This is a genomic window from Bacillus sp. JJ864 (assembly GCF_036963045.1).
Taxonomy (GTDB): domain Bacteria; phylum Bacillota; class Bacilli; order Bacillales; family Bacillaceae_G; genus Bacillus_A; species Bacillus_A pseudomycoides_C.
In genome coordinates this window covers 10564-30998 of record NZ_JBALLY010000119.1, presented here as the reverse complement: position 1 = coordinate 30998, position 20435 = coordinate 10564, and the positions used below count along the sequence as shown (strand labels likewise).

The following is a 20435-nucleotide window of genomic DNA, read 5'->3' as shown; positions in this document are numbered from 1 at the left end:
GGATTTATATATTTTTTAAGAAGTACCATAGTGTGGTCGTTTTTAAAATTTAAAAACACACCGTTCTCATTTTGAACGGTGTGTTTTTTATTAAAGAAATGTTGTCAAATCATAATGTGAAGTATTTAAAATTAAAATGCCCAGTTACCTTTTCTAAAAATAGGCTCAAGTTTTCCATCTGATGTTTCGCCATCAATATCGAGATTGGCTGATCCAATCATAAAATCAACATGAGTAATACTATCATTTAATCCATTCTCTTTAAGATCTTCTTTACTCATATGAATACCGCCTTGAATACACATAGGGAGTACGCAGCCTAATGCGAGATGACAGGATGCATTTTCATCAAATAATGTGTTGTAAAAGATAACTTTTGTATTAGAAATAGGTGAATCGTGCGGAACGAGCGCAACTTCTCCTAAATGCAAAGCTCCTTCATCCGTTTCCAATAATTTTTTCAAAGTTTCATAGCCAGTTTTAGCTGAATAATCAACAACTTTTCCTTCACGGAAAGTCAGAGTGAAATTATTGATTAATGTACCGCCGTAATTGCGCATACTTTTTTAAATTTTCTTCAAAACGAGTCATGAGTAACCTCCTGGAAATATATAGATTCACCTATAATTATAAATAAAATTAAATATTTTTTCTATTCTGTTTTTTTGTTCGTGAGAAATTCAATTTGTCAAAAATAAACTTTCCAATTTCGGGGATTTATTTACATAGCCAAGTGTAACAATCGTATAAATTTTATTTGCCTCAATTTTTACTTCAGGAATTGTTAATATAACGTTTTTTGTTCCCGCATCAGCTATTTCTATATCTGCTACGCCAGGACTCACTTGTAAATAATCTGTTGCTTGTTTGAATGAAACTTTTTCAAACAGTTTTTCCCCATCCTTTAAAGATACATCTACTTGAGGTGCATCAGGAGACAAATGAACGAATCGTATTTTTGCTTGTCCAAATGGAAGCGGTGTATTATCGGTTAAATTTAACAGTTGCAGTTTATCAGCATTACCAATTGCAGCAAGAGTATATGCATGATTTCCCATTACAGGAACGAGGGTTGAAAAGATAGGAGTTTCCCCGCCAGCAGGTACGATATCAACGCGGTATTGCCCTTGTGTAAGTGAAAGATATGGACTATATTGCTTAAACGAAATGTTTTTAACTACTTTTTGTCCATTTATAACAATATCAATAGCAGATGAATCAGGAGAAGCGTGTAAGATTCGAACGTAAGAGGGTAAGGATTGTTCGCTTGAATATGGTGGCGATACACGGCTTTCCTCGTAAGCTTGTACAAATTGTTTCATCGCCTCATAGTGTTTTAAATATGCTTCTATATATTTTTGTGGATGTGTATATTTGTAATAACAAGCAAGTTGCTCATACATTGTAGCTTGTTGCGCATATTTTTCTACTTCTGATAAATTCATTGATTTGCCTCCTCTATTATCATTATTACAACTATATGCATGTACACGGAAAAGATATGCAAAAAAAAGTCTTGTTCATCTTTAAGTAGATGAAATCTCGAGCTAAGATGGAGATTTTTTTTATTTCTAGGCAAACACACATACAAAAAGATGTATGTCCTACATATTTTGTCAATGTAAACTATTTTAAATGGATGTAAGGAGTGAAAAACTATGTGGGGTTACGGTGGAGGATATCCAGGTTATGGCGCTGGAGGCTGTGGATATGGCTACGGTGGTTATGGTGCTGGAGGCTGTGGATATGGCTTTGCGATTGTCGTTGTGTTATTTATTTTATTAATTATTATTGGAGCTACTTGCGTACGCTTCTAGTTATTCAGAAAGAGCGTCATGGAGAACCGATTAATTATAGATTGATCGGTTCTTTCTTTTTAATCCCCTTTTTTAATAAAAAACATAGAAAATATCTTTTTTAACAAAAAAACATAGAAAATATCTTTTTTAACAAAAAAAACACAGAAAATATCTTTTTTCACGAACATTAAATTTATATTTATGTTTATAATTCGTTAGTTATGTTGACATTCCAAATGGAACATGATACCTTTAGTAAGGATTTTCTAAGGAATGCAATGGGGGAATGAATATATGAATACGAACTATGATGTAATTGTTGTAGGTGCAGGTCCTGCGGGAATTTTTGCTTGCTATGAAATAATTGGTAAAATGTCGGATGCAAAAGTGCTATTAATTGATAAAGGACATGATATTTACCGGCGTAATTGTCCGATTCTTCAGAAAAAAATAACGAAATGTCCGCCTGCTTCCGGAAAGAAAGAGTTTGCAGGGTGTTTACCAGCATGCTCAATCACAAATGGCTTCGGCGGAGCAGGTGCATATTCAGATGGTAAATTTAACATTACAAGTGAATTCGGTGGTTGGATGACAGATTATCTATCTCCATCGACAGTAATGGACTTAATCAAATATGTAGATGAAATTAACTTAGCACACGGCGCAACTACATCAATTACAGATCCATTAACGGATGAAGTTCGAGATATTGAAAAACGTGCTTATGCAGCGGGATTAAAACTATTGCGTGCACAAGTTCGTCACTTAGGAACAGAGCAAAACTTAGAAATTTTAAAAAGCATTTTTGAATATTTAAAAGAAAAAATTGACATGAAATTTAAAGTGGAAGTAGACGACATCGTAACGGAAAAAGCAGAGAATGAACATACCGTACGCGGAATTGTTTTAAAAGATGGAACAATGCTATCTGCGAAAAAAGTAGTCATTGTACCAGGTCGTGATGGATCTACTTGGCTCACAAAAATTATGAAAAAACGTCGTTTAAAAATGAGCACGAATCAAGTGGACATCGGTGTTCGCGTTGAAACTTCAAATATCGTGATGGAAGAAATAAATAAGCATCTCTATGAAGGGAAATTTGTATTCAATACATCTGTCGGAACGCGAGTACGCACATTCTGTAGTAACCCGTCTGGTCATGTTGTTGTTGAAAATCATTCTGGTATTATGACAGCGAATGGTCATGCATACAAAGACCCTGCACTAGGAAGTGATAATACGAACTTTGCGCTCTTAGTATCACACCAATTTTCTGAACCGTTCGATCAGCCGAACGAATACGCACATGAAGTATCACGCTTAGCAAATCGCATTTCAATGGGCGGTGTTACGGTACAAAAGTATGGAGACATTTTAAAAGGCCGCCGTTCTACGCCGAAGCGTATTCAAGAAGGGTTTCTTGAGCCGACATTAAAAGAAGCAGTACCAGGAGACTTAGGTCTTGTATTGCCATACAATACAATGAAAAGCTTAATTGAAATGACAGAAGCATTAAATCACGTCACACCAGGTATTGCATCTGAACATACATTATTTTACGGTGTAGAAGCGAAATTCTATTCCGCAAGACCAAAGCTAAATGAACATTTTGAATCCGAAATTTCCGGATTATACTTAGGAGGAGACGGTGCTGGAGTCACACGGGGACTCGCACAGGCAAGCGCATGCGGTGTTCATATTGCTCGTAATATTGTGGAACACTTAACAACGAAAATAGAAAAAAGAGAAGAAGTTGTAGTGGGATAATATATAATAGAAGAAACTCGTCTTATCATAGGACGAGTTTCTTTTTGTGAAAATTTTGTCTAAATTTGTTTGAAAGTATATGAAATAAAATGAAGAAGCAAGAAGGAATATCCCTGGAGTGTTGTCGAAGTTTACACATTAGCAACATATTTTCACTTCAAATGATATTTAAGAAGAGAGGAGTAAGGACATTTTTAGTTACTGGTTTCGTTTATATAGGGAGGGATGTAGAGAGAGTGTTGATGAATTGTAAGTTGTTATTTCTGAAATTTCTTTCTATTTTATTTTTATGCACTTATTTTTATATTCTATAATAATGGCTTTTAATAGATTCACTGCTTAGGCAGAGAATTCTTTTTTTTATGAAAGAAGAATCGATTTTCTACATACTTATATATGAGTTGAAGAAACGGGGGGAACGTCATGCGTGATTACTTAATTAAGCCACTTGTTGGTCAACCGTATCCGATGATTTCACACGGGAAAGGTGTTTATTTATATGATCAAAACGGTAATAAATATTTTGATGGTTCGTCAGGAGCGATAACAGCAAGTATCGGTCACGGCGTAACGGAGATTGCAGAAGTTATTAAGCAGCAAGCAGAGGAAATTGCTTTTGTATATCGTTCGCAGTTTACGAGCGAGCCGGCAGAGAAGCTCGCAAAGAAGCTGAGCGACTTAAATATGGGAGATTTAAATTGGAGCTTTTTCGTGAATAGTGGTACAGAAGCAAATGAAACGGCAATGAAAATTGCAATTCAACATTTTCAAGAGCGCGGTATTCAAGGGAAACATAAAATTTTATCGCGTTGGATGAGTTATCACGGAATTACGATGGGAGCATTATCCATGTCTGGGCATCCGCTGCGTAGACAACGTTTTGTTTCCATATTGGAAGATTATCCGACATTACCAGCACCGTATTGTTTCCGTTGTCCAGTACAAAAGGTATATCCGACATGTCAACTTTCGTGCGCAACAGAGTTAGAGCGATCCATTGAGCGTATTGGAGCAGAGCATATTGCAGCGTTTATTGCGGAGCCGATTATCGGTGCAGCTGGGGGAGCAGTTGTACCACCGAAAGATTATTATAAGGTGATTAAGGATATTTGTGAGCATTATGATATTTTATTTATTGCTGATGAAGTTATGACAGGGCTTGGCCGCACGGGAGCATGGTTTGCGATGGAACATTGGGGTGTCCAGCCAGATATTATGACGCTTGGAAAAGGGTTGGCAGCTGGTTATGCGCCAATTGCTGCAACGATGGTAAGTGATCGTGTGATGGAACCGATTTTAAGAGGGTCTCGTTCTGTGATGAGTGGGCATACATTGAGCGCAAATCCACTTTCTTCAGCAACAGCTTTAGCAGTAATTGAATATACAGAGAAGCACCGTTTGCCAGAAGAAACTGCTGAAAAAGGGGAATATTTAATTGCAGGTTTGCAAAAGGTGCAGCAACAATCGACAATTATTGCTGATGTACGCGGGAAAGGTTTTCTGATTGGAGTAGAATTGCAACCGTTTACAAAGGCATCTGAACTTATTTCGGTTGCGGCGAAAAATGGTCTTCTTTTATACCAAGCTGTATCAGGGCAAGCGGGTAAGGAAGATAGTGCATTATTAGTTGCGCCGCCGCTTACGACTACATATGCAGAGCTTGATGAACTGCTTCATATTTTTGCGAAAAGTGTAGAGGAAATGACGCAAAAAGGAGGGCATAGTATCGCATGACAACTATTACAAATACATATGGAAAATTAAAAACAATACAAGATGTTATGCCATATTTTCATGATGGAATGACACTTATGTTTGGAGGGTTTGGAGGCATTGGTTCTCCCCCCTCTTTAATTCAAGCGATCTTAGATAAAGGAATTCATGATTTACATTTAATCGGAAATGATACGGGTTTTCCTGATGTGGGAATTGGCCGCCTTGTGACAAACGAGCGTGTAAAGTCGTTAATTACATCACATATCGGTTCAAATCCAAATGCAGGACGACAATTAAATGAAGGAAGATTGAAAATTGAATTTTCCCCTCAAGGTACATTAGCAGAACGAATTCGAGCTGGAGGAGTCGGGCTTGGCGGTGTTCTTGTTGATGTTGGGATGGATACGATTATAGAAGAAGGAAAACGAACAGTTGAAATAAGCGGGAAAACATATTTGCTTGAAACAGCATTAACAGCAGAAGTGTCTATCGTATTTGCGAAACAGGTAGACCCATTTGGAAACCTTGTGTTTGATAAAAGTGCGCGCAATATGAATCCACATGTCGCGATGGCTGGTGATATTACGATTGTCGAGGCTGAAAAAATTGTTCCTCTTGGGGAACTCGATCCTGAAGAAATTATAACGCCTGGTGTATTTGTTGATTATATCGTTCCGTCGGAAGGAGTGAACTGGAAATGGGCATGGGAGTAGATGTTCGCAACAAAATTGCAAAGCGTGCAGCAAAGGAAATTCAAAACGGAATGATTGTGAATTTAGGAATTGGCATCCCATCTCTTATTCCGAATCATTTGCCAGATGATATGCATGTTATGTTTCATGCGGAAAACGGCATCGTTGGTATGGGACCAACACCTGTAAAAGGCGAAGAGGATGAAAATTTATGTAATGCGGCTGGCTTGCCAACATCAATTATTGCCGGAGCTAGTTATTTTGATAGCAGTACAGCATTTGGGATGATTCGAAAAGGATTACTTGATATTACCATTCTCGGTTCACTGCAAGTAAGTGAAAAAGGTGACTTAGCAAACTGGATTGTACCTGGTAAGCGTGTGCCAGGAATAGGTGGTGCCATGGATTTAGCGCAAAAAGCAAAACGTGTTGTCGTTGTCATGAATCATGTCGATAAATACGGAAAATCAAAAATTGTTTCAGAATGTACGCTTCCGCTTACATCAAAACGATGTGTAGACGTAATTATTACAGATATGGCAGTAATGGAAGTAATGCCGGAAGGACTAGTGCTACAAGAATTAATGAGTCCGTACACAGTAGAAGATGTAAAAAAATGCACAGAAGCTGCTTTTCATGTAAGTCCGTCTTTACTAGTGATTGACTGAAAGGAGAGGTAACAATTGGAGCAATATAAAAAACAAGTGTGTGAATATATTGAAAGTCATGAAAATATGAGTGTGAAATTATTAAAACGTTTAATTCAAGAAAAAAGTACGAGTGGAGATGAAAGCGGTGCGCAAGCAGTTGTAATTGAAAAGCTGCGTGAGCTTGGTTTAGATTTGGATATTTGGGAACCTTCGTTTACGAAAATGAAAGATCATCCGTATTTCGTCTCACCGCGTACAAGTTTTAATGATAGTCCCAATATTGTAGCAACGTTAAAGGGAAGCGGCGACGGAAAGTCGATGATTTTAAATGGTCATATTGATGTTGTGCCTGAAGGAGATTTGAAGCAGTGGGAGCATCATCCGTATGCAGGAGAAAAAGTTGGGAATCGTATATACGGGCGCGGTACAACCGATATGAAAGGTGGAAATGTATCGCTTATGTTGGCGATAGAAGCCATTGTAGCAACAGACATTTCTCTAAAGGGAGATGTATATTTTCAAAGTGTAATAGAAGAAGAAAGTGGCGGCGCAGGTACGCTTGCGGCACTTTTACGGGGCTACGAGGCAGATGGTGTAATTATCCCAGAGCCGACGAATATGAAATTTTTCTCGAAACAACAAGGTTCAATGTGGTTTCGTTTATTTGTAAAAGGGAAAGCCGCGCATGGCGGGACACGTTATGAAGGTGTAAGTGCTATTGAAAAAAGTATGCTTGTTACGAGGCATGTGAGGAAGCTAGAAGAAAAACGAAATGAACGGATTACAGATCCGTTATATAAAGGAATCCCGATTCCAATTCCGATTAATATCGGGAAAATTGAAGGTGGCAGTTGGCCAAGTTCTGTACCTGATTTTCTTACTTTAGAAGGAAGATATGGCGTAGCGCCAAATGAAAGTATGGAAGATGCAAAAAAAGAATTTGAAAATTGGATAGGACAGTTAAATCAGGTAGATCCATGGTTTGTAGAATATCCGGTAGAAGTAGAATGGTTTGGAGCTCGATGGGTTCCAGGTGAATTAGAAGAAAACCATCCGCTTATCACGACGTTAAAGGACAATTTTGTACATATTGAAGGTAAAGAGCCAATTATTGAGGCATCGCCGTGGGGAACAGATGGAGGATTATTTACACAAATCGCAAATATTCCTACGATTGTGTTTGGTCCAGGTGAAACGAAAGTCGCGCATTATCCAAATGAATATATTGAAATTGATAAAATGATTGCAGCGGCAAAGATTATTGCATGCACACTGCTAGATTGGTGCGAGGTGGCAGAATGAAATATTACGAAGAATTTGCAGAACAGACGAAGTACTATACTGTTGAAGGTACATTAGATTATTTTAATAAGCGTATTCGAGTTGATCATTATAAGGGAAATGTCGAACAAGTAATGCATAGAGTTGAAGAACTCGCAAACTCTCATTCTTTCGCGAAATTAATTATTAAAGGAAAGAAAGAGCATGTTCCTATGTGGCTATCTCTTGGCTTTATATTAGAAGCAAGTATTCCGCAATATTTCCAAGGGCATGATGCATATTTTATGGTGAAATATCGGGATGATGAGCGCCGTAATAGCGTGCAGTGGGTGGAGGAAGATGAAATTGTGAGTGGTGTAATTGCGAAGAAAGTAATAGAAAAAGAAATACCAGTACAGTTTATATTGCGAAAAGCAACAGAAGAGGATGCAAAGCAGCTTGCGGACGTATTCGGAAAAGTATTTGAGATTTATCCAACACCTTTAAATGAAGTCGATTACATTGTGAAAACGATGAAGGAAGATACGATTTATTACGTGTATGAAACAGAAGGGAAAATTATAAGTACTGCTTCAGCAGAAATAAACGTAAAAGAAGGAAATGCAGAATTAACAAATTGTGCAACGTTACCAGAGTATCGAAAGCATGGTTTTATGAAAAGTTTACTTATGAAGTTAGAAGAAGAACTGCAAGAGAGAGGTGTTTTTTGTTCGTATACAATCGCACGGGCACTTTCATTTGGTATGAACGCAGCGTTTTATCAGCTTGGATATACGTACACAGGACGACTTGCGAATAACTGTTATATTTTTGATAAGTTAGAGGATATGAACGTTTGGGTAAAGGATTTATCACAAATTTAGTAGATAACAGTTCATAAAGAATCAATTCGTTTAACTTCCATAAGCGTAGAAGAAAAAAATCTTCGCTGATGGGAGTTTCATTTTAGCGGTAGATGCTCAAAATTCGGCACCGTAATTGCTGATTTTTGAGCGAAGGAGGGGAATGCGTTGCTGGCGATTTCAACACAAGAAGTAATTGAAGCGATTTTAAGTAGCATTGATGAAGCTATTCATGCAGTAGATGAAAATGGAGTTACGATTTTTTATAACACAGTAGCAGCAAAACATGATGGATCGAATGTAGAAGATGTACTTGGTAAATATTTATTAGAAGCATTTCCTTCGTTAACGCCAGAAACGAGTACACTGTTAAAGGTATTGCAAATGAAAAAGCCAATCCTACACCAAGTGCAGCGATATCAAAATCGAAGGGGAGAAGATGTATACACGGTGAATACAACACTTCCTATTTTTATAGAAGGACGCATTGCTGGCGCTGTTGAAATTGCAAAAGATTATTCTACTATTCAAAAGTTGACGGAAAAAATTGCTGACTTGCAGTCGAAAATGAAGCGGTCATCACTGAAAAAAGCACCATACAGACATGTAGCATTCGATACGATTATAACGAATGATAAGCGCTTTTTACAAACGAAACAATTGGCGCAAAAGGTTGCGACTACGAATGCAAACGTACTGATTTACGGGGAAACAGGAACGGGAAAAGAATTATTTGTACAAGCGATACATGAAGCATCGAAAAGAAGAAATAACGCGTTTATCGCTCAAAACTGTGCTGCTTTGCCAGAATCATTACTTGAAAGTTTACTGTTTGGAACAACTAAAGGAAGCTATACAGGTGCAATAGAGCGCGCAGGTTTATTTGAGCTTGCGGACGGTGGTACATTATTTTTAGACGAACTGAATTCGATGCCGTTAGATTTACAAGCAAAAATGCTTCGCATACTAGAAGATGGTGTTATTCGCCGCATCGGTGATAATAAAACAAGAAAAGTTGATGTGCGTGTGATTACTGCAATGAATCAACCTCCAGATGAGTGCCTTCGTGAAAATAAAATTCGTACAGATTTATATTATCGATTAAATGTGTTTTCTTTATTTATTCCGCCGCTTCGTGAGCGAAAAGAAGATATTGTATTGTTAGCGCCGCATTTTTTGAAGGCTTATAACAAGGAATATAAAAAGAATGTGATTGGTATAGATGAAGAAGCAAAGAAGCGATTGCTTCAATACAATTGGCCAGGTAATGTACGTGAATTAAAGCATATGATTGAACATGCGGTCATTGTAGCAGAAGGGAAAATGCTAACGCTATCTTGTTTACCACGTTCGTTTCGACAAACGCCGCATCTGCAGAAAAGGTCGATATTACCGCTTCGGGAAGCGCTATATAAAACGGAAAAAGAGTTGATTGAACAGGCAATGTTAGAAGCGAAAGGAAATGTTTTGCAAGCTGCAAAGTTGTTATGTATTCCAAGACAAACTTTGCAGTATAAATTAAATAAATATGGGAAATATGCCGAATAATTGGCAGCTTTTTGTGCATTCGCACCAATAAATGAGCGCTTACATATATAAAAGTAAAGAAAATTCTGTTTTTCCGAGAGGTATTTTTATTTTATTTTCGTATAAAACGATATTTTTATAGTAAAGAAGCTTGTAATAGCCAAGGTTGTACGAATAGAAGAGGATCAAAATTTAGATGTAACTGTTAAAGTTGGCATGATTATTGCTTTAATAATTAGTGAGCGTTTGAAAAAGGGGGAATGGCAATGTTACACGACGTATATAAACCAGAACGTCATTGGAAAGAGATTGAATTATGGAAAAATGTTACAGATGAACAATGGAACGATTGGATTTGGCAATTAACAAATACAATTAAAACATTAGATGATTTAAAGAAAGTCATTAATTTAACACCAGAAGAAGAAGAAGGTGTTAAAATTTCAACAAAGACAATCCCATTAAACATTACACCATACTATGCATCTCTTATGAATCCAGATGATCCACGTTGTCCAATTCGCATGCAATCTGTACCGATTTCAGAGGAATTATATAAAACGAAGTATGATTTAGAAGACCCGCTTCATGAAGATGAAGATTCACCAGTTCCGGGGTTAACACACCGTTATCCAGACCGTGTTCTTTTCTTAGTAACAAATCAATGTTCTATGTATTGCCGCTATTGTACACGTCGTCGTTTTAGTGGACAAATTGGAATGGGTGTTCCAAAGAAGCAATTAGACGAAGCGATTGCTTATATTCGTGAAACGCCGCAAGTTCGTGACGTATTAATCTCTGGCGGTGACGGACTTCTTATTAACGATAACATTTTAGAGTATATTTTAAAGAACTTACGTGCAATTCCGCATGTGGAAATTATTCGTATTGGAACAAGGGCTCCTGTTGTATTTCCGCAGCGTATTACGGAAAACCTGTGCAATATTATTAAGAAATATCATCCAGTTTGGTTAAATACACATTTTAATACGTCTATTGAGATTACAGAAGAATCGAAACTTGTTTGTGAAATGTTGGCGAATGCAGGTGTACCGCTTGGAAACCAAGCTGTTATTTTAGCAGGTATTAACGATAGCGTACCAATTATGAAAAAGTTGATGCACGATTTAGTAAAAATTCGCGTACGTCCTTACTATATTTATCAATGTGACTTATCAGAAGGTATTGGCCATTTCCGTGCGCCAGTATCAAAAGGTCTTGAAATTATTGAAGGATTACGCGGACATACATCTGGTTATGCAGTTCCAACATTTGTTGTAGATGCACCGGGCGGCGGTGGTAAAATTGCGGTTCAGCCAAACTACATTATTTCACAAAGCGCTGATAAAGTTGTTCTTCGTAACTTTGAAGGTGTGATTACAACGTATCCAGAGCCAGAGAATTATGTAGCAGGCAGAGCGGAAGGATATTTCAAAGAAATTTATCCTACTTACGAAGAAAAGCGCTCTGATGTTGGTGTAGCAGCGCTGATGAGTGATAAGAAGTTTAACCTTGTACCAGAAGGCTTACAGCGTATGAACCGCCGTAAAGATTATGAAACAAATACAACGCATGCTTCATTAAAAGATAAACGTGACAAACGTGACCAGTTGAAAGATAAAAAATATCAATCACAAATGGCAAAATTAGATGAGAGTACAAAAACTGAGGGAGATGCAGTATGAGATGTATGTGGTGTGAAGGTGAAGAAGCAATTGAAAGTGTAAATACTGTATACTGGGAATTACCAGATGGAACACAAACAGTTACAATTGAAGAAACACCTTGTATCGCATGTCAAAATTGCGGAATGCATTATCAATCAGATACTACTGTGAAAGAAATTGAAGACCAGCTCTTTTTGATTTATACGAAAGATTTGCCAAAACAAGTCACATATACAGAACTCATGGAACGTCCGCGTTTATTAAAACGAAATTATTTTGATTTTTAACCAGCATTTTTTATGCTGGTTTTTTTCTTGTTTGCCTTGTATAATGTAGCCAAGTTAGAAAGGTAGGGAATATTGTTGAAAAAGTCATTTTATCATTACATGATGAAGCACCGTGCAGCGCTATTGAAAGATGAACTATGCGACTTGGCGGAAATTATGTATGAAGATCATAGCTTTCCGAAGCAATCAGAGGATTATGATGAGATTAGTTCGTATTTAGAGTTTAATGGTTCATTAGATAGTATGAGCATTTTTGATCGTGCTTGGGAATTATATATACAAGAGCGATAGGATGAACGTTGCCTATGTATATAAAATTAAATTAGGAACAATGTTTATACACTCCAATAGAGGAGTGTATTTTTTATGAAAAATATTCAAGTATACAACCTCATGTGATAAGCGTTTTCGTATTGGGTCGCATATACTGTTATCGTCACATACTTAAAATCACGACTTCAAAAGGAGAGAGAGACATGACGAGAAAAAAGCAGCCCAAATACAATATAGGAGATATAGTCGTGATTACGTTATATGGTACGGTGGGAAAAATCACGAACATAAAAATGCTCGATGGTGTTTATGTATATGAGGTGAACAATCACGATGGATTTTATGTAGAACATACACTACAGCTAGTGACGGAACAAGAAATGAAAGATGGCGAATCAGAGTGGATTGAACTTCATTATAAATTTACGTTTGGTGACCTCGTTCAAGTTACAGGCTATGAAAAAGATGTATTTCGTGTTGTTGGCTACCGGACGGAAGTATGGCGTTATAAAAATGATGCTTGGGAAGATACAATTTATGAATTATCTCGTATTACAGATGGTGAATGGCTCGAAGCGGATGAGTCCGATTTGACACTGATTGCGAATGCACAAACTGCAAATGTCATTTTAAAGAAGATGAAACAAGATAAGGCAGGTATGAATAAGCTTGATTTAGGTAAATTAAAGTCTATTAATAATTCGAAAAAAGTAAGTATAAAAACGAATCGAAAAGAGATTATTGATGGTTTGTTAGATATTTTTAATGATTACAGAACATTGTATGAAACATTTCAAGATGAAGAATATAAAATTGTGATGGAAGTTGTACGTAATTATTTAATCAAATTATCCGAGAAAAAATAATTTAGAAAGAGAGAAGGAATTGAAAGAAAATATAAGTTGTATATGGTATGCCTACAATTGTTAAAAAGATAATAAATATAGAAACTAGCTTGTCCACCCACACATCCTCATGTATGAAATCTTCTTCTGTATGTAGTATTTCTTGTTTATAGTCCATTGTGTTTTCCTCCTTTATATAGCTTGTACTACATCTTATGCAAAACGATTTTTTTATATAACCTGTATATCTAGCAAAAAAAGAAAAATGTTTTTCTATTGTTATACATAATTTCTATTTTTCTTCATAAAACAGAATTAAAGGGGTGATGCTCATGAAGGAAATAGAAGTCGTGATTGATACGGAAGAAATTGCAGAATTTTTTTATGAGCAATTAATTGTAAGAGGCTACGTACCAAAGCGCGAAGAAATTGAAGATCTTGCAGACATTGCATTCGATTATTTGTTAGAGAAATGTATGATTGATGAAGTATTTGACGAAGATGATGAAGGAAAGTAACGACGGGATAGACTCGTCGTTTTTTGCATCGTATAAATAATAAAACTAATATCACTATATCGTGCTGTATTTGGTATAATAAAAGTGAAAATTTTCTGAAGAGGTGAAGTGATGTTCAAAAAAATTATTGATTCTATTCTAGGCAATAAGCATAAGCACCGCTCTTACTCCAGTAGTGATTATCGTCATCGACATCGTTCGTATTCTAGCAGCGATCATCATAAGCATCATCCATCTCATGGGTATGGGCATCAGCATTATAAAAGAAAACATAAAAGTCGCAGCTTTTTCTCTAGTAGTTGATGAATTTTCAAAAAGTATTAGCATGGTTTGATCGGCCGCTGTGTATTGATACTGTCGTTGCACAGCGGTATCAAATTCAGCGTATTCTCGGTATGGGGAGCTATGGTTTTACATATCTTGTTACTGACTTGTTGTCTGGTGAGGAAAAAGTATTAAAACAACTTCGAAAAAGTAAACAGCGCTACGCATCAGGTAGGAAATCGTTTACATATGAGCAAATGATTTTACAGCAGTTAGAGCATCATGCAATTCCTCGTTTCTTTCATAGTTTTTCATGGAGAAAAGGATCTTTTTTTGTAATGGAGGAAATGCGCGGAAAGACATTTGAAGATTTTATTTTTGAGTATGGAGAAATGTACACAGAGAAAGAAGTTTTTCTTATTTTATATAAAGTGCTTCATGTTGTTTCCTATTTTCATAGTCAAGGTATTGTGCATCGCGATTTACGAATTCCTAATATTTTAATGAATGATGATGAAATATTTATTATTGATTTTGGATTAGCTCGCTTTATTGGTGAAAATGATGAACGTGCTCATTGTTATAAAGGGGAACAAGCGTATATGCGTGAAATCCATTATCGTAGTGATTTTTATGCTCTTGGACATTTCGTTTTGTTTTTGCTGTATTCTAGTTATGAATCTTCAAAAGAAGAACGGCCTTGGCACGAAGAATTAACATTATCAGCAAATAGTATTGACGTAATTATGCGGATGCTACAAATGAAAGAGCCGTATTATGAAAATGTACAAGAATTAATAGATGATGTGCGCTGTATAATAGAAAGGATGGGAGATACATGTTCCAAAAGTTTTTAGCAAGCGTTGGTATTGGCAGTGCAAAAGTTGACACTGTGTTAACACAAGAAGAATGGCTTATCGGTGAAGAAATTACAGGGGTTGTACATATTACTGGCGGATCAGTAGCACAAGAAATTGATAGTATTTATTTAACGTTGTCTACGACATATATTCGTGAAGTGGATGATAAGAAAATAAGTTCAACATATGACTTAAAGAAAGTTCGTTTAACAACTCCTATTACTATCGGGATAAATGAAAAACGAGAAATTCCATTTTCATTCCCAATGCCGATTGAAGCACCGTTAACATTTGGAATGAAAACCGTTTGGGTGCAGACTGGTCTAGATATTAAACGCAGTATTGACCCAAGTGACCGGGATTACATTCAAATACTACCAAACTTGTTATTAAAAAGTGTATTAGAGGCAGTCCAAAATCTTGGATTTCGTCTTCGTCAAGCGGAATGTGAAGAACTTCCATACCGTCTGCGCGATCATGTCCCATTCGCGCAAGAGTTTGAATTTGTTCCTGTATCCGGACAATATTATGGAAAGCTCGATGAATTAGAACTTCTGATCATCCTTCGTTCGTATGATAGTTTAGAAATTGTGATGGAAGTAGATCGAAAAGCAAGAGGAATTGCAGGGCTATTATCTGAAGCTTTAGATATGGATGAAAAAGTTTTACGTTTCACAGTGAAGCGTGAAGACATTCCAACAATGCAGCAAAAAATTAGCAGTTATATTTCTTGATGATTTATGCATAAAAAAGAAATGGAGAGGGAAAATAAAACACCCGCTCCATTTTTGTATAGTGAGGTTATGCAGATGAAGAGATATCGACATTTATATATGCTACTTTTTGTTTTACTCGTTTGTTTTGTCGTACTATCTTTTTCTTATGAAACATCTATTATTGATCAATTTGATCATGTAGTAAGTAATTATATACAAAGCTTTCGTAATGAATATTTTACTGCTTATTTTGTATGGATGTCTTACATTGGCTCAAAAAAGGTATATTTTCCTGTATTGCTTATCCTGTTTATGTATTTCTTGATTCGAAGACGATACATGACAGCGATTTTGTTAATGATAAATTTTTATGGTTCGCGCTATTTGAACTATATATTAAAGGTATGGTATGAACGACCAAGGCCCGATATATCACAACTTGTTACTGCGACAGGTTACAGTTTTCCGAGCGGACATGCGATGAATGCTGTTGCATTTCTTGGGTTTATTGCATACATTACAATTACTGAACATCGCCTACAATTGCATCAAAAATTACTGCTGATTGTGATTGCCTGCTTTCTTATCTTCTCCATTTCTATTAGTCGAATATATTTAGGAGTACATTATCCATCTGATATTTTAGCGGGCTGGGCTGCTGGAGGAAGTTGGCTTATTTTATGTATCATGTTTCATCAAACATTTCTCCCGCATGTAGCCGACAATAAATCTTCTGTATCAAGTTAATCAATCATTCGTAATGATTCATTTTAATCCATTTTGTATTACATAAAAAGAACCTATGAGAGCATAGGTTCTTTTTGCATTGGCTCTACATGAATATGTGTGTGCCAAATATTGTGTTTATGTTGCAGTTTTTCTTCAATTTCATCAGTAATACGATGGCTTTCACTTACATCCATGTGTGCGTCTACTTCGATAGTAATATCAACATACGTTTGATTCCCATACATGCGTGCTCGAATGTCAACAATGTGTTCAACGCCTGTAATAGTTTTAACTGTTTCGGCATATTGCTTCATTTTGTCTGGATCAATGCCATCTGTTAATAGATGTGATGCTTCTTTGAAAATATCCCACGCAGTTTTACAAATAATGATACCGACAATAAGTGCCGCAATTGGATCAAGAAGAGGCATTTGAAACTGTGAACCGAAAATACCAATAACGGTCCCAACACTTACGAGAACATCAGATAAATTATCCTTTGCAGCCGCTTCTAGTGCTTTACTTTTTGTTTCCTTGGCAATTTTACGATTATAAACGTATACGCTATACATAATAGCAGCGCAAAACAAAGCAACCCAAGCTCCTATTAAATTAGGGGGTGTCTGTTCTTCCTTGAAAAAGGATTGAACAGCATTTACGATAACTTCAAGTCCAACAGTCATCATAATAAAGGATGCGATGAGTGAAGCGATTTGTTCCGCGCGTAAGTGACCATATGGATGATCTGGATCACGAGGTTTTCGGGAAATTTTTAACCCAATTAATACAGCTAATGATGCGCCAATATCGGTTAAATTATTAAAACCATCTGCACGCAATGCGCTAGAAACGGCTATGTAACTTATTGTAATTTTAACAGTTGATAAAAATATATAGGCAACAATACTTAGCATAGCCCCTTTATCAGCAGCTTTGTTAGAAAGTGATTCCATACTATTCACTCACCTTTCTTTCAAAGATTCTCTATATATAAGCGTATCAAACGAAAGTCGTGTGGGTCTATACAAACATTGTTGTGTACTTTTAGCATTTTAAGAAAGGGAGAACATTGTTTCGTGAGGGCAAAAAAGACAAAAGAGCACTTAGATATGCTTCTAAGTGCTTTAAGTTGTTTATATTATATTAATATACCTCTAAAAACTCAGTTACTTGCTCTTCAGTCTTTGCATTTGCACTATGTAAATGACCAAGTTTTTCACCGTTTTGATACACTAATAAACTTGGAATTCCCATTACTTGATATTCTTCCGCAATACTTGGGAACTCATCTTTATTAATGGAATACCACTCAAATTTATTGAACTCTTCCATTACATCACCGATAAAATTGTCCATGCGCACACAATCTGGGCACCATGTTGTGAAGAACTTAATTACTACTGGATTTTCTTTTGCGATAATGTCGCGAAACTCCTTGTCAGACTTGATTTCTTTCATGTTTTTGACTCCTTTTCACTATGATTATATTTGTGATTTTTTAGGTGGTAATTTCGTTGAAAATACAAAACTTCTAACGAAATTCTAACGAACGTTTTTTTCTCCGAATAATTCGTTTGCAAATTGATCCACCGCTGTTTCTTGAAGACCTGGTACAACGTGAGAGTAAGTATCCAATGTAATGCCTACTCTTTTATGTCCTAATCGCTCACTGACAATCTTCGGATGTATTCCTTGCTTTAGCATTAATGTAGCATGGGTATGTCGAAGATCATGAAAGCGAATATCAGGAACTTCACTTTTCTTTATAAGCTTTTTCCATAGCTGTGTCAAACTTCTGAAATTACATGGATTTCCGTTAGAAGTAGGGCAGACCAAATCATATCATATTCATTATATTCACTTCCATATCTCTCTTTTTCTTCTTTTATTTTTTCATAGTGTTCTTCTATAGCATGTAATGTAATTTCAGGAATTACAATCAATCGTTTACTTGAAGAAGTTTTAGGCTCGTGAAATTCTTTTGTAATATGAGAAAGGGAACGGTTCACAGAAAGTGTTCGTCTTTCAAAATCAATATCTTTCCATTGAAGGCCTAATATTTCTCCTTTACGCATACCGCAAGTAATTGCAAGGAGATATGCTACATAGTATCGGCTTTCTCTTGCGCATTCTAAGAATCGTAATACTTCTTCTTCAGACCATGTGTTAATTGTTTTTTCTACACCCTTAGGAGGGCTAGCAACATCAGCTACATTCTTTTTTACAATTCCATGCCGAACACCGTAAGCGAGAGCAGTACGAATGATTTGGTGGATACTTCTCACAGTAACAGGCTTCATTTTCTCAGTTAAATAGGTATAGAATCTTTCTAAATCAATTCCTTTTAATTTTTGTATTGGAATGTTACCCAGTTTTGGTATAATATGATTGTTAATATGTTTACGATAATTGTAATACGTGGTTTCTTTAAGATTTATCTTTCTGGCATCAAGATATTGAATAAAGAAATCATGCACTAACATTTTTGTGGGCTCGATATAAGAGCCTTCTTGTATTTCTACTAATTTTTTTGTAAGTCAGCTTCCGCTTCTTTTCTCTTGCTGTATCCAGAAAACCATTTTTGTTTACGTTTCCCTGTAATCGGATCTACACCGGTATCTACAACAATGTACCATTTCTTTCCCTTTTTAGTGACATGTCCTCTCACATCTAACACTCCTTCGTCTATTTTGATTCATGTTGTGTAAGTCTAGTTGTAATTTTGCTGTTATGGAAATTGCATTTTTGGACATATCAGCGACAAATTCATTTTAGCATAAATAATTGAATTTGATTATACAGTTACATATTTTGTATATCAGAAAAATGAGATACAATAAAAGTGGTTCCATATTTTTAATTTAGGAGGATGAAACATGAGAAGTTTGCAAGAAACTCCAGGTGGTGGAGGACATAGAACGATTGATCCAGGAGGTGGTTGGAAGTATATCGGCGATCCTGGAGGAACAGGTGGTAAAGTTTTAGATTCTGATCCAGGTGTAGGTTGGGATAAATGGTGAGGGTGCTTAATTACAATACTTTTGATCCGGGTCCAGGTGGAGGGAAAATACTTTCTCAAGATCCAGGTGGTGGAATGGGATTTAAAGATAGTGACCCTAATCCTGGTGGAGGACGTATGAAAGAACCAGGAGGACACAAAACGATTGATCCAGGAGGTTCTGCAGCATGTTAGTGTGTAAAAGAAATGTTGATCCTGGTACGGGTATATAAAAAAAGAGCCATTGGGCTCTTTTTTTATTAAATTATTACTTTTATTAAAGATTCATTGGCGCATTTACCATGACATTAATGTCGGTCGGACTTCCAAATATAGATATCTGTACTCCGTCAACTTTCATTTCATCTCTTTCTTTGTTAGATTCTTTTCCTTCGATCATTTTTTCTAATTTATCAGACCATGTAACCCCTGTAGCTTTCACCATAGCTTTAATTGTATTAATATCAGGTGCACCATTATAAATAAGATGATCAATAGTTTTCCCATCTCTTCTTAAACCAACAGTGACCCATTTTGCACCACCTTTACCATAGTCATCTTCTTTTGTGTAATAGAATCTATAAGTTTTAGTGCTTTCTTCAAATTCAAATTTAAAAGGTAATATCTCAATTCCTTGTCCAGCTAATTCATCTTTGCTTTTGTTATAATTCTGTAAATATTGATCTGTAGTCACATCTTTGAAGGCAACTTTTTGTTTAGGACTTTCCTTTTCTTTTTGATAAGTTGGTTCATTCTTCTTTTGTTCAGATGTTGTCTTCTCATTGGAATTGCAAGCAGATAGACCCAGGATTACAGCACTGCAAGCTAATGCTGTTAAAATCTTCTTATTCATTAATTACACTCCTATTATAACTATGTTATATCTCATAGTTATAATAACAAGATAACTAATTGTTTATTGTCAAATTTTGTCGATATTACAAATAAAAAAAGAGAGCCCTAAGCTCCATTGCCATCAACTTTAGAGAAGTGTCCCTGATGCC

The 20435-nt window shown here is 36.2% G+C and carries 25 protein-coding genes and 3 pseudogenes; 19 read left to right on the top strand and 9 right to left on the bottom strand.

From position 1 onward, the window contains the following. Positions 1 to 131: 131 nt before the first annotated feature. A pseudogene (locus V7024_RS17780) lies at positions 132 to 554 on the bottom strand (aminopeptidase); the annotation flags it as partial. A 126-nt stretch (positions 555 to 680) separates the two neighbouring features. Further along, entirely contained in the window at positions 681 to 1445 is a 765-nt protein-coding gene (locus V7024_RS17775) for a DUF4397 domain-containing protein (protein ID WP_335522296.1), read from the bottom strand. A gap of 213 nt (positions 1446 to 1658) precedes the next feature. Between V7024_RS17775 and yjcZ the strand changes: the two genes are divergently transcribed. The 12 genes from yjcZ to V7024_RS17715 all read left to right on the top strand — a co-directional run bounded on the left by yjcZ (position 1659) and on the right by V7024_RS17715 (position 13367). Continuing rightward, complete coding sequence (gene yjcZ / locus V7024_RS17770) at positions 1659 to 1817, top strand: sporulation protein YjcZ (protein WP_098918304.1); 159 nt, start codon at positions 1659 to 1661, stop codon at positions 1815 to 1817. A gap of 276 nt (positions 1818 to 2093) precedes the next feature. Beyond that, a complete protein-coding gene (locus V7024_RS17765; RefSeq protein ID WP_335522293.1) occupies positions 2094 to 3566 on the top strand; it encodes an NAD(P)/FAD-dependent oxidoreductase in 1473 nt (490 codons plus the stop codon). A 423-nt stretch (positions 3567 to 3989) separates the two neighbouring features. Further along, positions 3990 to 5300 (top strand): aspartate aminotransferase family protein, encoded by a 1311-nt coding sequence (locus V7024_RS17760; protein ID WP_335522291.1) that lies wholly within the window; start codon positions 3990 to 3992, stop codon positions 5298 to 5300. Further along, the gene (locus tag V7024_RS17755; RefSeq protein WP_335522289.1) at positions 5297 to 5995 is read left to right on the top strand and encodes a CoA transferase subunit A; all 699 of its coding nucleotides are present in this window, start codon (positions 5297 to 5299) and stop codon (positions 5993 to 5995) included. Before V7024_RS17760 ends, V7024_RS17755 begins: the two co-directional genes overlap by 4 nt. Then, positions 5980 to 6642 (top strand): CoA transferase subunit B, encoded by a 663-nt coding sequence (locus tag V7024_RS17750; protein ID WP_335522288.1) that lies wholly within the window; start codon positions 5980 to 5982, stop codon positions 6640 to 6642. Before V7024_RS17755 ends, V7024_RS17750 begins: the two co-directional genes overlap by 16 nt. A 15-nt stretch (positions 6643 to 6657) precedes the next feature. Further along, positions 6658 to 7926, top strand: coding sequence for a peptidase (locus V7024_RS17745; RefSeq protein ID WP_335522286.1), 1269 nt, complete (start codon positions 6658 to 6660; stop codon positions 7924 to 7926). Then, a complete protein-coding gene (gene ablB / locus V7024_RS17740) occupies positions 7923 to 8768 on the top strand; it encodes a putative beta-lysine N-acetyltransferase (protein ID WP_335522284.1) in 846 nt (281 codons plus the stop codon). The genes V7024_RS17745 and ablB overlap by 4 nt, the downstream gene beginning before the upstream one ends. A gap of 147 nt (positions 8769 to 8915) precedes the next feature. Next, the gene (locus V7024_RS17735) at positions 8916 to 10295 is read left to right on the top strand and encodes a sigma-54 interaction domain-containing protein (RefSeq protein ID WP_335522281.1); all 1380 of its coding nucleotides are present in this window, start codon (positions 8916 to 8918) and stop codon (positions 10293 to 10295) included. Positions 10296 to 10540: 245 nt separating this feature from the next. Further along, positions 10541 to 11959, top strand: coding sequence for a lysine 2,3-aminomutase (gene ablA / locus V7024_RS17730; protein ID WP_335522280.1), 1419 nt, complete (start codon positions 10541 to 10543; stop codon positions 11957 to 11959). Continuing rightward, positions 11956 to 12228 carry a YokU family protein gene (locus V7024_RS17725; RefSeq protein ID WP_335522279.1) on the top strand — a complete coding sequence of 91 codons (273 nt, stop codon included), beginning with the start codon at positions 11956 to 11958 and terminating at the stop codon, positions 12226 to 12228. The genes ablA and V7024_RS17725 overlap by 4 nt, the downstream gene beginning before the upstream one ends. Before the next feature lie 75 nt (positions 12229 to 12303). After that, entirely contained in the window at positions 12304 to 12519 is a 216-nt protein-coding gene (locus V7024_RS17720) for a YozE family protein (RefSeq protein WP_335522278.1), read from the top strand. A 185-nt stretch (positions 12520 to 12704) separates the two neighbouring features. Beyond that, positions 12705 to 13367 carry a hypothetical protein gene (locus tag V7024_RS17715; RefSeq protein WP_335522276.1) on the top strand — a complete coding sequence of 221 codons (663 nt, stop codon included), beginning with the start codon at positions 12705 to 12707 and terminating at the stop codon, positions 13365 to 13367. A 1-nt stretch (position 13368) separates the two neighbouring features. Here the strand turns inward: V7024_RS17715 and V7024_RS17710 are convergent, their stop codons facing one another. Then, positions 13369 to 13524 (bottom strand): DUF3930 family protein, encoded by a 156-nt coding sequence (locus V7024_RS17710; RefSeq protein ID WP_335522274.1) that lies wholly within the window; start codon positions 13522 to 13524, stop codon positions 13369 to 13371. 154 nt (positions 13525 to 13678) lie between these two features. On the opposite strand from V7024_RS17710, the gene V7024_RS17705 reads away from it, so the two are divergent. The 5 genes from V7024_RS17705 (at position 13679) to V7024_RS17685 (ending at position 16451) form a co-directional block, all read left to right on the top strand. Next, a complete protein-coding gene (locus tag V7024_RS17705; RefSeq protein WP_020060656.1) occupies positions 13679 to 13864 on the top strand; it encodes a YozD family protein in 186 nt (61 codons plus the stop codon). A gap of 111 nt (positions 13865 to 13975) precedes the next feature. Next, entirely contained in the window at positions 13976 to 14167 is a 192-nt protein-coding gene (locus V7024_RS17700) for a hypothetical protein (RefSeq protein ID WP_098919089.1), read from the top strand. After that, positions 14167 to 14985, top strand: a complete 819-nt coding sequence (locus tag V7024_RS17695) for a serine/threonine protein kinase (RefSeq protein WP_335522271.1) — start codon at positions 14167 to 14169, stop codon at positions 14983 to 14985. The genes V7024_RS17700 and V7024_RS17695 overlap by 1 nt, the downstream gene beginning before the upstream one ends. Then, positions 14967 to 15722, top strand: a complete 756-nt coding sequence (locus V7024_RS17690; RefSeq protein ID WP_335522269.1) for a sporulation protein — start codon at positions 14967 to 14969, stop codon at positions 15720 to 15722. The genes V7024_RS17695 and V7024_RS17690 overlap by 19 nt, the downstream gene beginning before the upstream one ends. A 75-nt stretch (positions 15723 to 15797) precedes the next feature. Next, positions 15798 to 16451 (top strand): phosphatase PAP2 family protein, encoded by a 654-nt coding sequence (locus V7024_RS17685; RefSeq protein ID WP_335522267.1) that lies wholly within the window; start codon positions 15798 to 15800, stop codon positions 16449 to 16451. 53 nt (positions 16452 to 16504) lie between these two features. Here V7024_RS17685 and V7024_RS17680 read toward each other — a convergent pair whose 3' ends face one another. The 5 genes and pseudogenes from V7024_RS17680 to V7024_RS17660 form a co-directional block, all read right to left on the bottom strand. Then, positions 16505 to 17386: a cation diffusion facilitator family transporter gene (locus V7024_RS17680; protein ID WP_335522265.1), complete on the bottom strand. Its 882-nt coding sequence runs from the start codon at positions 17384 to 17386 to the stop codon at positions 16505 to 16507. Positions 17387 to 17576: 190 nt separating this feature from the next. Further along, positions 17577 to 17891: a thioredoxin family protein gene (locus tag V7024_RS17675; protein ID WP_335522263.1), complete on the bottom strand. Its 315-nt coding sequence runs from the start codon at positions 17889 to 17891 to the stop codon at positions 17577 to 17579. Between the two features lie 84 nt (positions 17892 to 17975). After that, positions 17976 to 18358: pseudogene (locus V7024_RS17670) on the bottom strand (tyrosine-type recombinase/integrase). 12 nt (positions 18359 to 18370) lie between these two features. After that, a pseudogene (locus V7024_RS17665) lies at positions 18371 to 18916 on the bottom strand (tyrosine-type recombinase/integrase); the annotation flags it as partial. A gap of 38 nt (positions 18917 to 18954) precedes the next feature. Beyond that, positions 18955 to 19101 (bottom strand): Arm DNA-binding domain-containing protein, encoded by a 147-nt coding sequence (locus tag V7024_RS17660; protein ID WP_335522261.1) that lies wholly within the window; start codon positions 19099 to 19101, stop codon positions 18955 to 18957. Between the two features lie 208 nt (positions 19102 to 19309). Here V7024_RS17660 and V7024_RS17655 point away from each other — a divergent pair, with 208 nt between their 5' ends. Together V7024_RS17655 and V7024_RS17650 are read left to right on the top strand one after the other, a co-directional pair. Next, entirely contained in the window at positions 19310 to 19453 is a 144-nt protein-coding gene (locus tag V7024_RS17655) for a hypothetical protein (protein ID WP_335522259.1), read from the top strand. After that, positions 19447 to 19626: a hypothetical protein gene (locus V7024_RS17650; RefSeq protein ID WP_335522257.1), complete on the top strand. Its 180-nt coding sequence runs from the start codon at positions 19447 to 19449 to the stop codon at positions 19624 to 19626. Before V7024_RS17655 ends, V7024_RS17650 begins: the two co-directional genes overlap by 7 nt. An 82-nt stretch (positions 19627 to 19708) precedes the next feature. On the opposite strand, the gene V7024_RS17645 is transcribed toward V7024_RS17650, so the two are convergent. Further along, complete coding sequence (locus tag V7024_RS17645) at positions 19709 to 20284, bottom strand: hypothetical protein (protein WP_335522255.1); 576 nt, start codon at positions 20282 to 20284, stop codon at positions 19709 to 19711. Between the last annotated feature and the right edge of the window lie 151 nt (positions 20285 to 20435).

What these genes read in the sequence shown, in the direction of transcription:
- V7024_RS17775 (WP_335522296.1), bottom strand. Translation starts at nt 1,445, where the DNA reads ATGAATTTATCAGAAGTAGAAAAATATGCGCAACAAGCTACAATGTAT.
- yjcZ (WP_098918304.1), top strand. Translation starts at nt 1,659, where the DNA reads ATGTGGGGTTACGGTGGAGGATATCCAGGTTATGGCGCTGGAGGCTGT.
- V7024_RS17765 (WP_335522293.1), top strand. Translation starts at nt 2,094, where the DNA reads ATGAATACGAACTATGATGTAATTGTTGTAGGTGCAGGTCCTGCGGGA.
- V7024_RS17760 (WP_335522291.1), top strand. Translation starts at nt 3,990, where the DNA reads ATGCGTGATTACTTAATTAAGCCACTTGTTGGTCAACCGTATCCGATG.
- V7024_RS17755 (WP_335522289.1), top strand. Translation starts at nt 5,297, where the DNA reads ATGACAACTATTACAAATACATATGGAAAATTAAAAACAATACAAGAT.
- V7024_RS17750 (WP_335522288.1), top strand. Translation starts at nt 5,980, where the DNA reads ATGGGCATGGGAGTAGATGTTCGCAACAAAATTGCAAAGCGTGCAGCA.
- ablB (WP_335522284.1), top strand. Translation starts at nt 7,923, where the DNA reads ATGAAATATTACGAAGAATTTGCAGAACAGACGAAGTACTATACTGTT.
- ablA (WP_335522280.1), top strand. Translation starts at nt 10,541, where the DNA reads ATGTTACACGACGTATATAAACCAGAACGTCATTGGAAAGAGATTGAA.
- V7024_RS17725 (WP_335522279.1), top strand. Translation starts at nt 11,956, where the DNA reads ATGAGATGTATGTGGTGTGAAGGTGAAGAAGCAATTGAAAGTGTAAAT.
- V7024_RS17715 (WP_335522276.1), top strand. Translation starts at nt 12,705, where the DNA reads ATGACGAGAAAAAAGCAGCCCAAATACAATATAGGAGATATAGTCGTG.
- V7024_RS17710 (WP_335522274.1), bottom strand. Translation starts at nt 13,524, where the DNA reads ATGGACTATAAACAAGAAATACTACATACAGAAGAAGATTTCATACAT.
- V7024_RS17705 (WP_020060656.1), top strand. Translation starts at nt 13,679, where the DNA reads ATGAAGGAAATAGAAGTCGTGATTGATACGGAAGAAATTGCAGAATTT.
- V7024_RS17700 (WP_098919089.1), top strand. Translation starts at nt 13,976, where the DNA reads ATGTTCAAAAAAATTATTGATTCTATTCTAGGCAATAAGCATAAGCAC.
- V7024_RS17695 (WP_335522271.1), top strand. Translation starts at nt 14,167, where the DNA reads ATGAATTTTCAAAAAGTATTAGCATGGTTTGATCGGCCGCTGTGTATT.
- V7024_RS17690 (WP_335522269.1), top strand. Translation starts at nt 14,967, where the DNA reads ATGTTCCAAAAGTTTTTAGCAAGCGTTGGTATTGGCAGTGCAAAAGTT.
- V7024_RS17685 (WP_335522267.1), top strand. Translation starts at nt 15,798, where the DNA reads ATGAAGAGATATCGACATTTATATATGCTACTTTTTGTTTTACTCGTT.
- V7024_RS17680 (WP_335522265.1), bottom strand. Translation starts at nt 17,386, where the DNA reads ATGGAATCACTTTCTAACAAAGCTGCTGATAAAGGGGCTATGCTAAGT.
- V7024_RS17675 (WP_335522263.1), bottom strand. Translation starts at nt 17,891, where the DNA reads ATGAAAGAAATCAAGTCTGACAAGGAGTTTCGCGACATTATCGCAAAA.
- V7024_RS17655 (WP_335522259.1), top strand. Translation starts at nt 19,310, where the DNA reads ATGAGAAGTTTGCAAGAAACTCCAGGTGGTGGAGGACATAGAACGATT.
- V7024_RS17650 (WP_335522257.1), top strand. Translation starts at nt 19,447, where the DNA reads ATGGTGAGGGTGCTTAATTACAATACTTTTGATCCGGGTCCAGGTGGA.
- V7024_RS17645 (WP_335522255.1), bottom strand. Translation starts at nt 20,284, where the DNA reads ATGAATAAGAAGATTTTAACAGCATTAGCTTGCAGTGCTGTAATCCTG.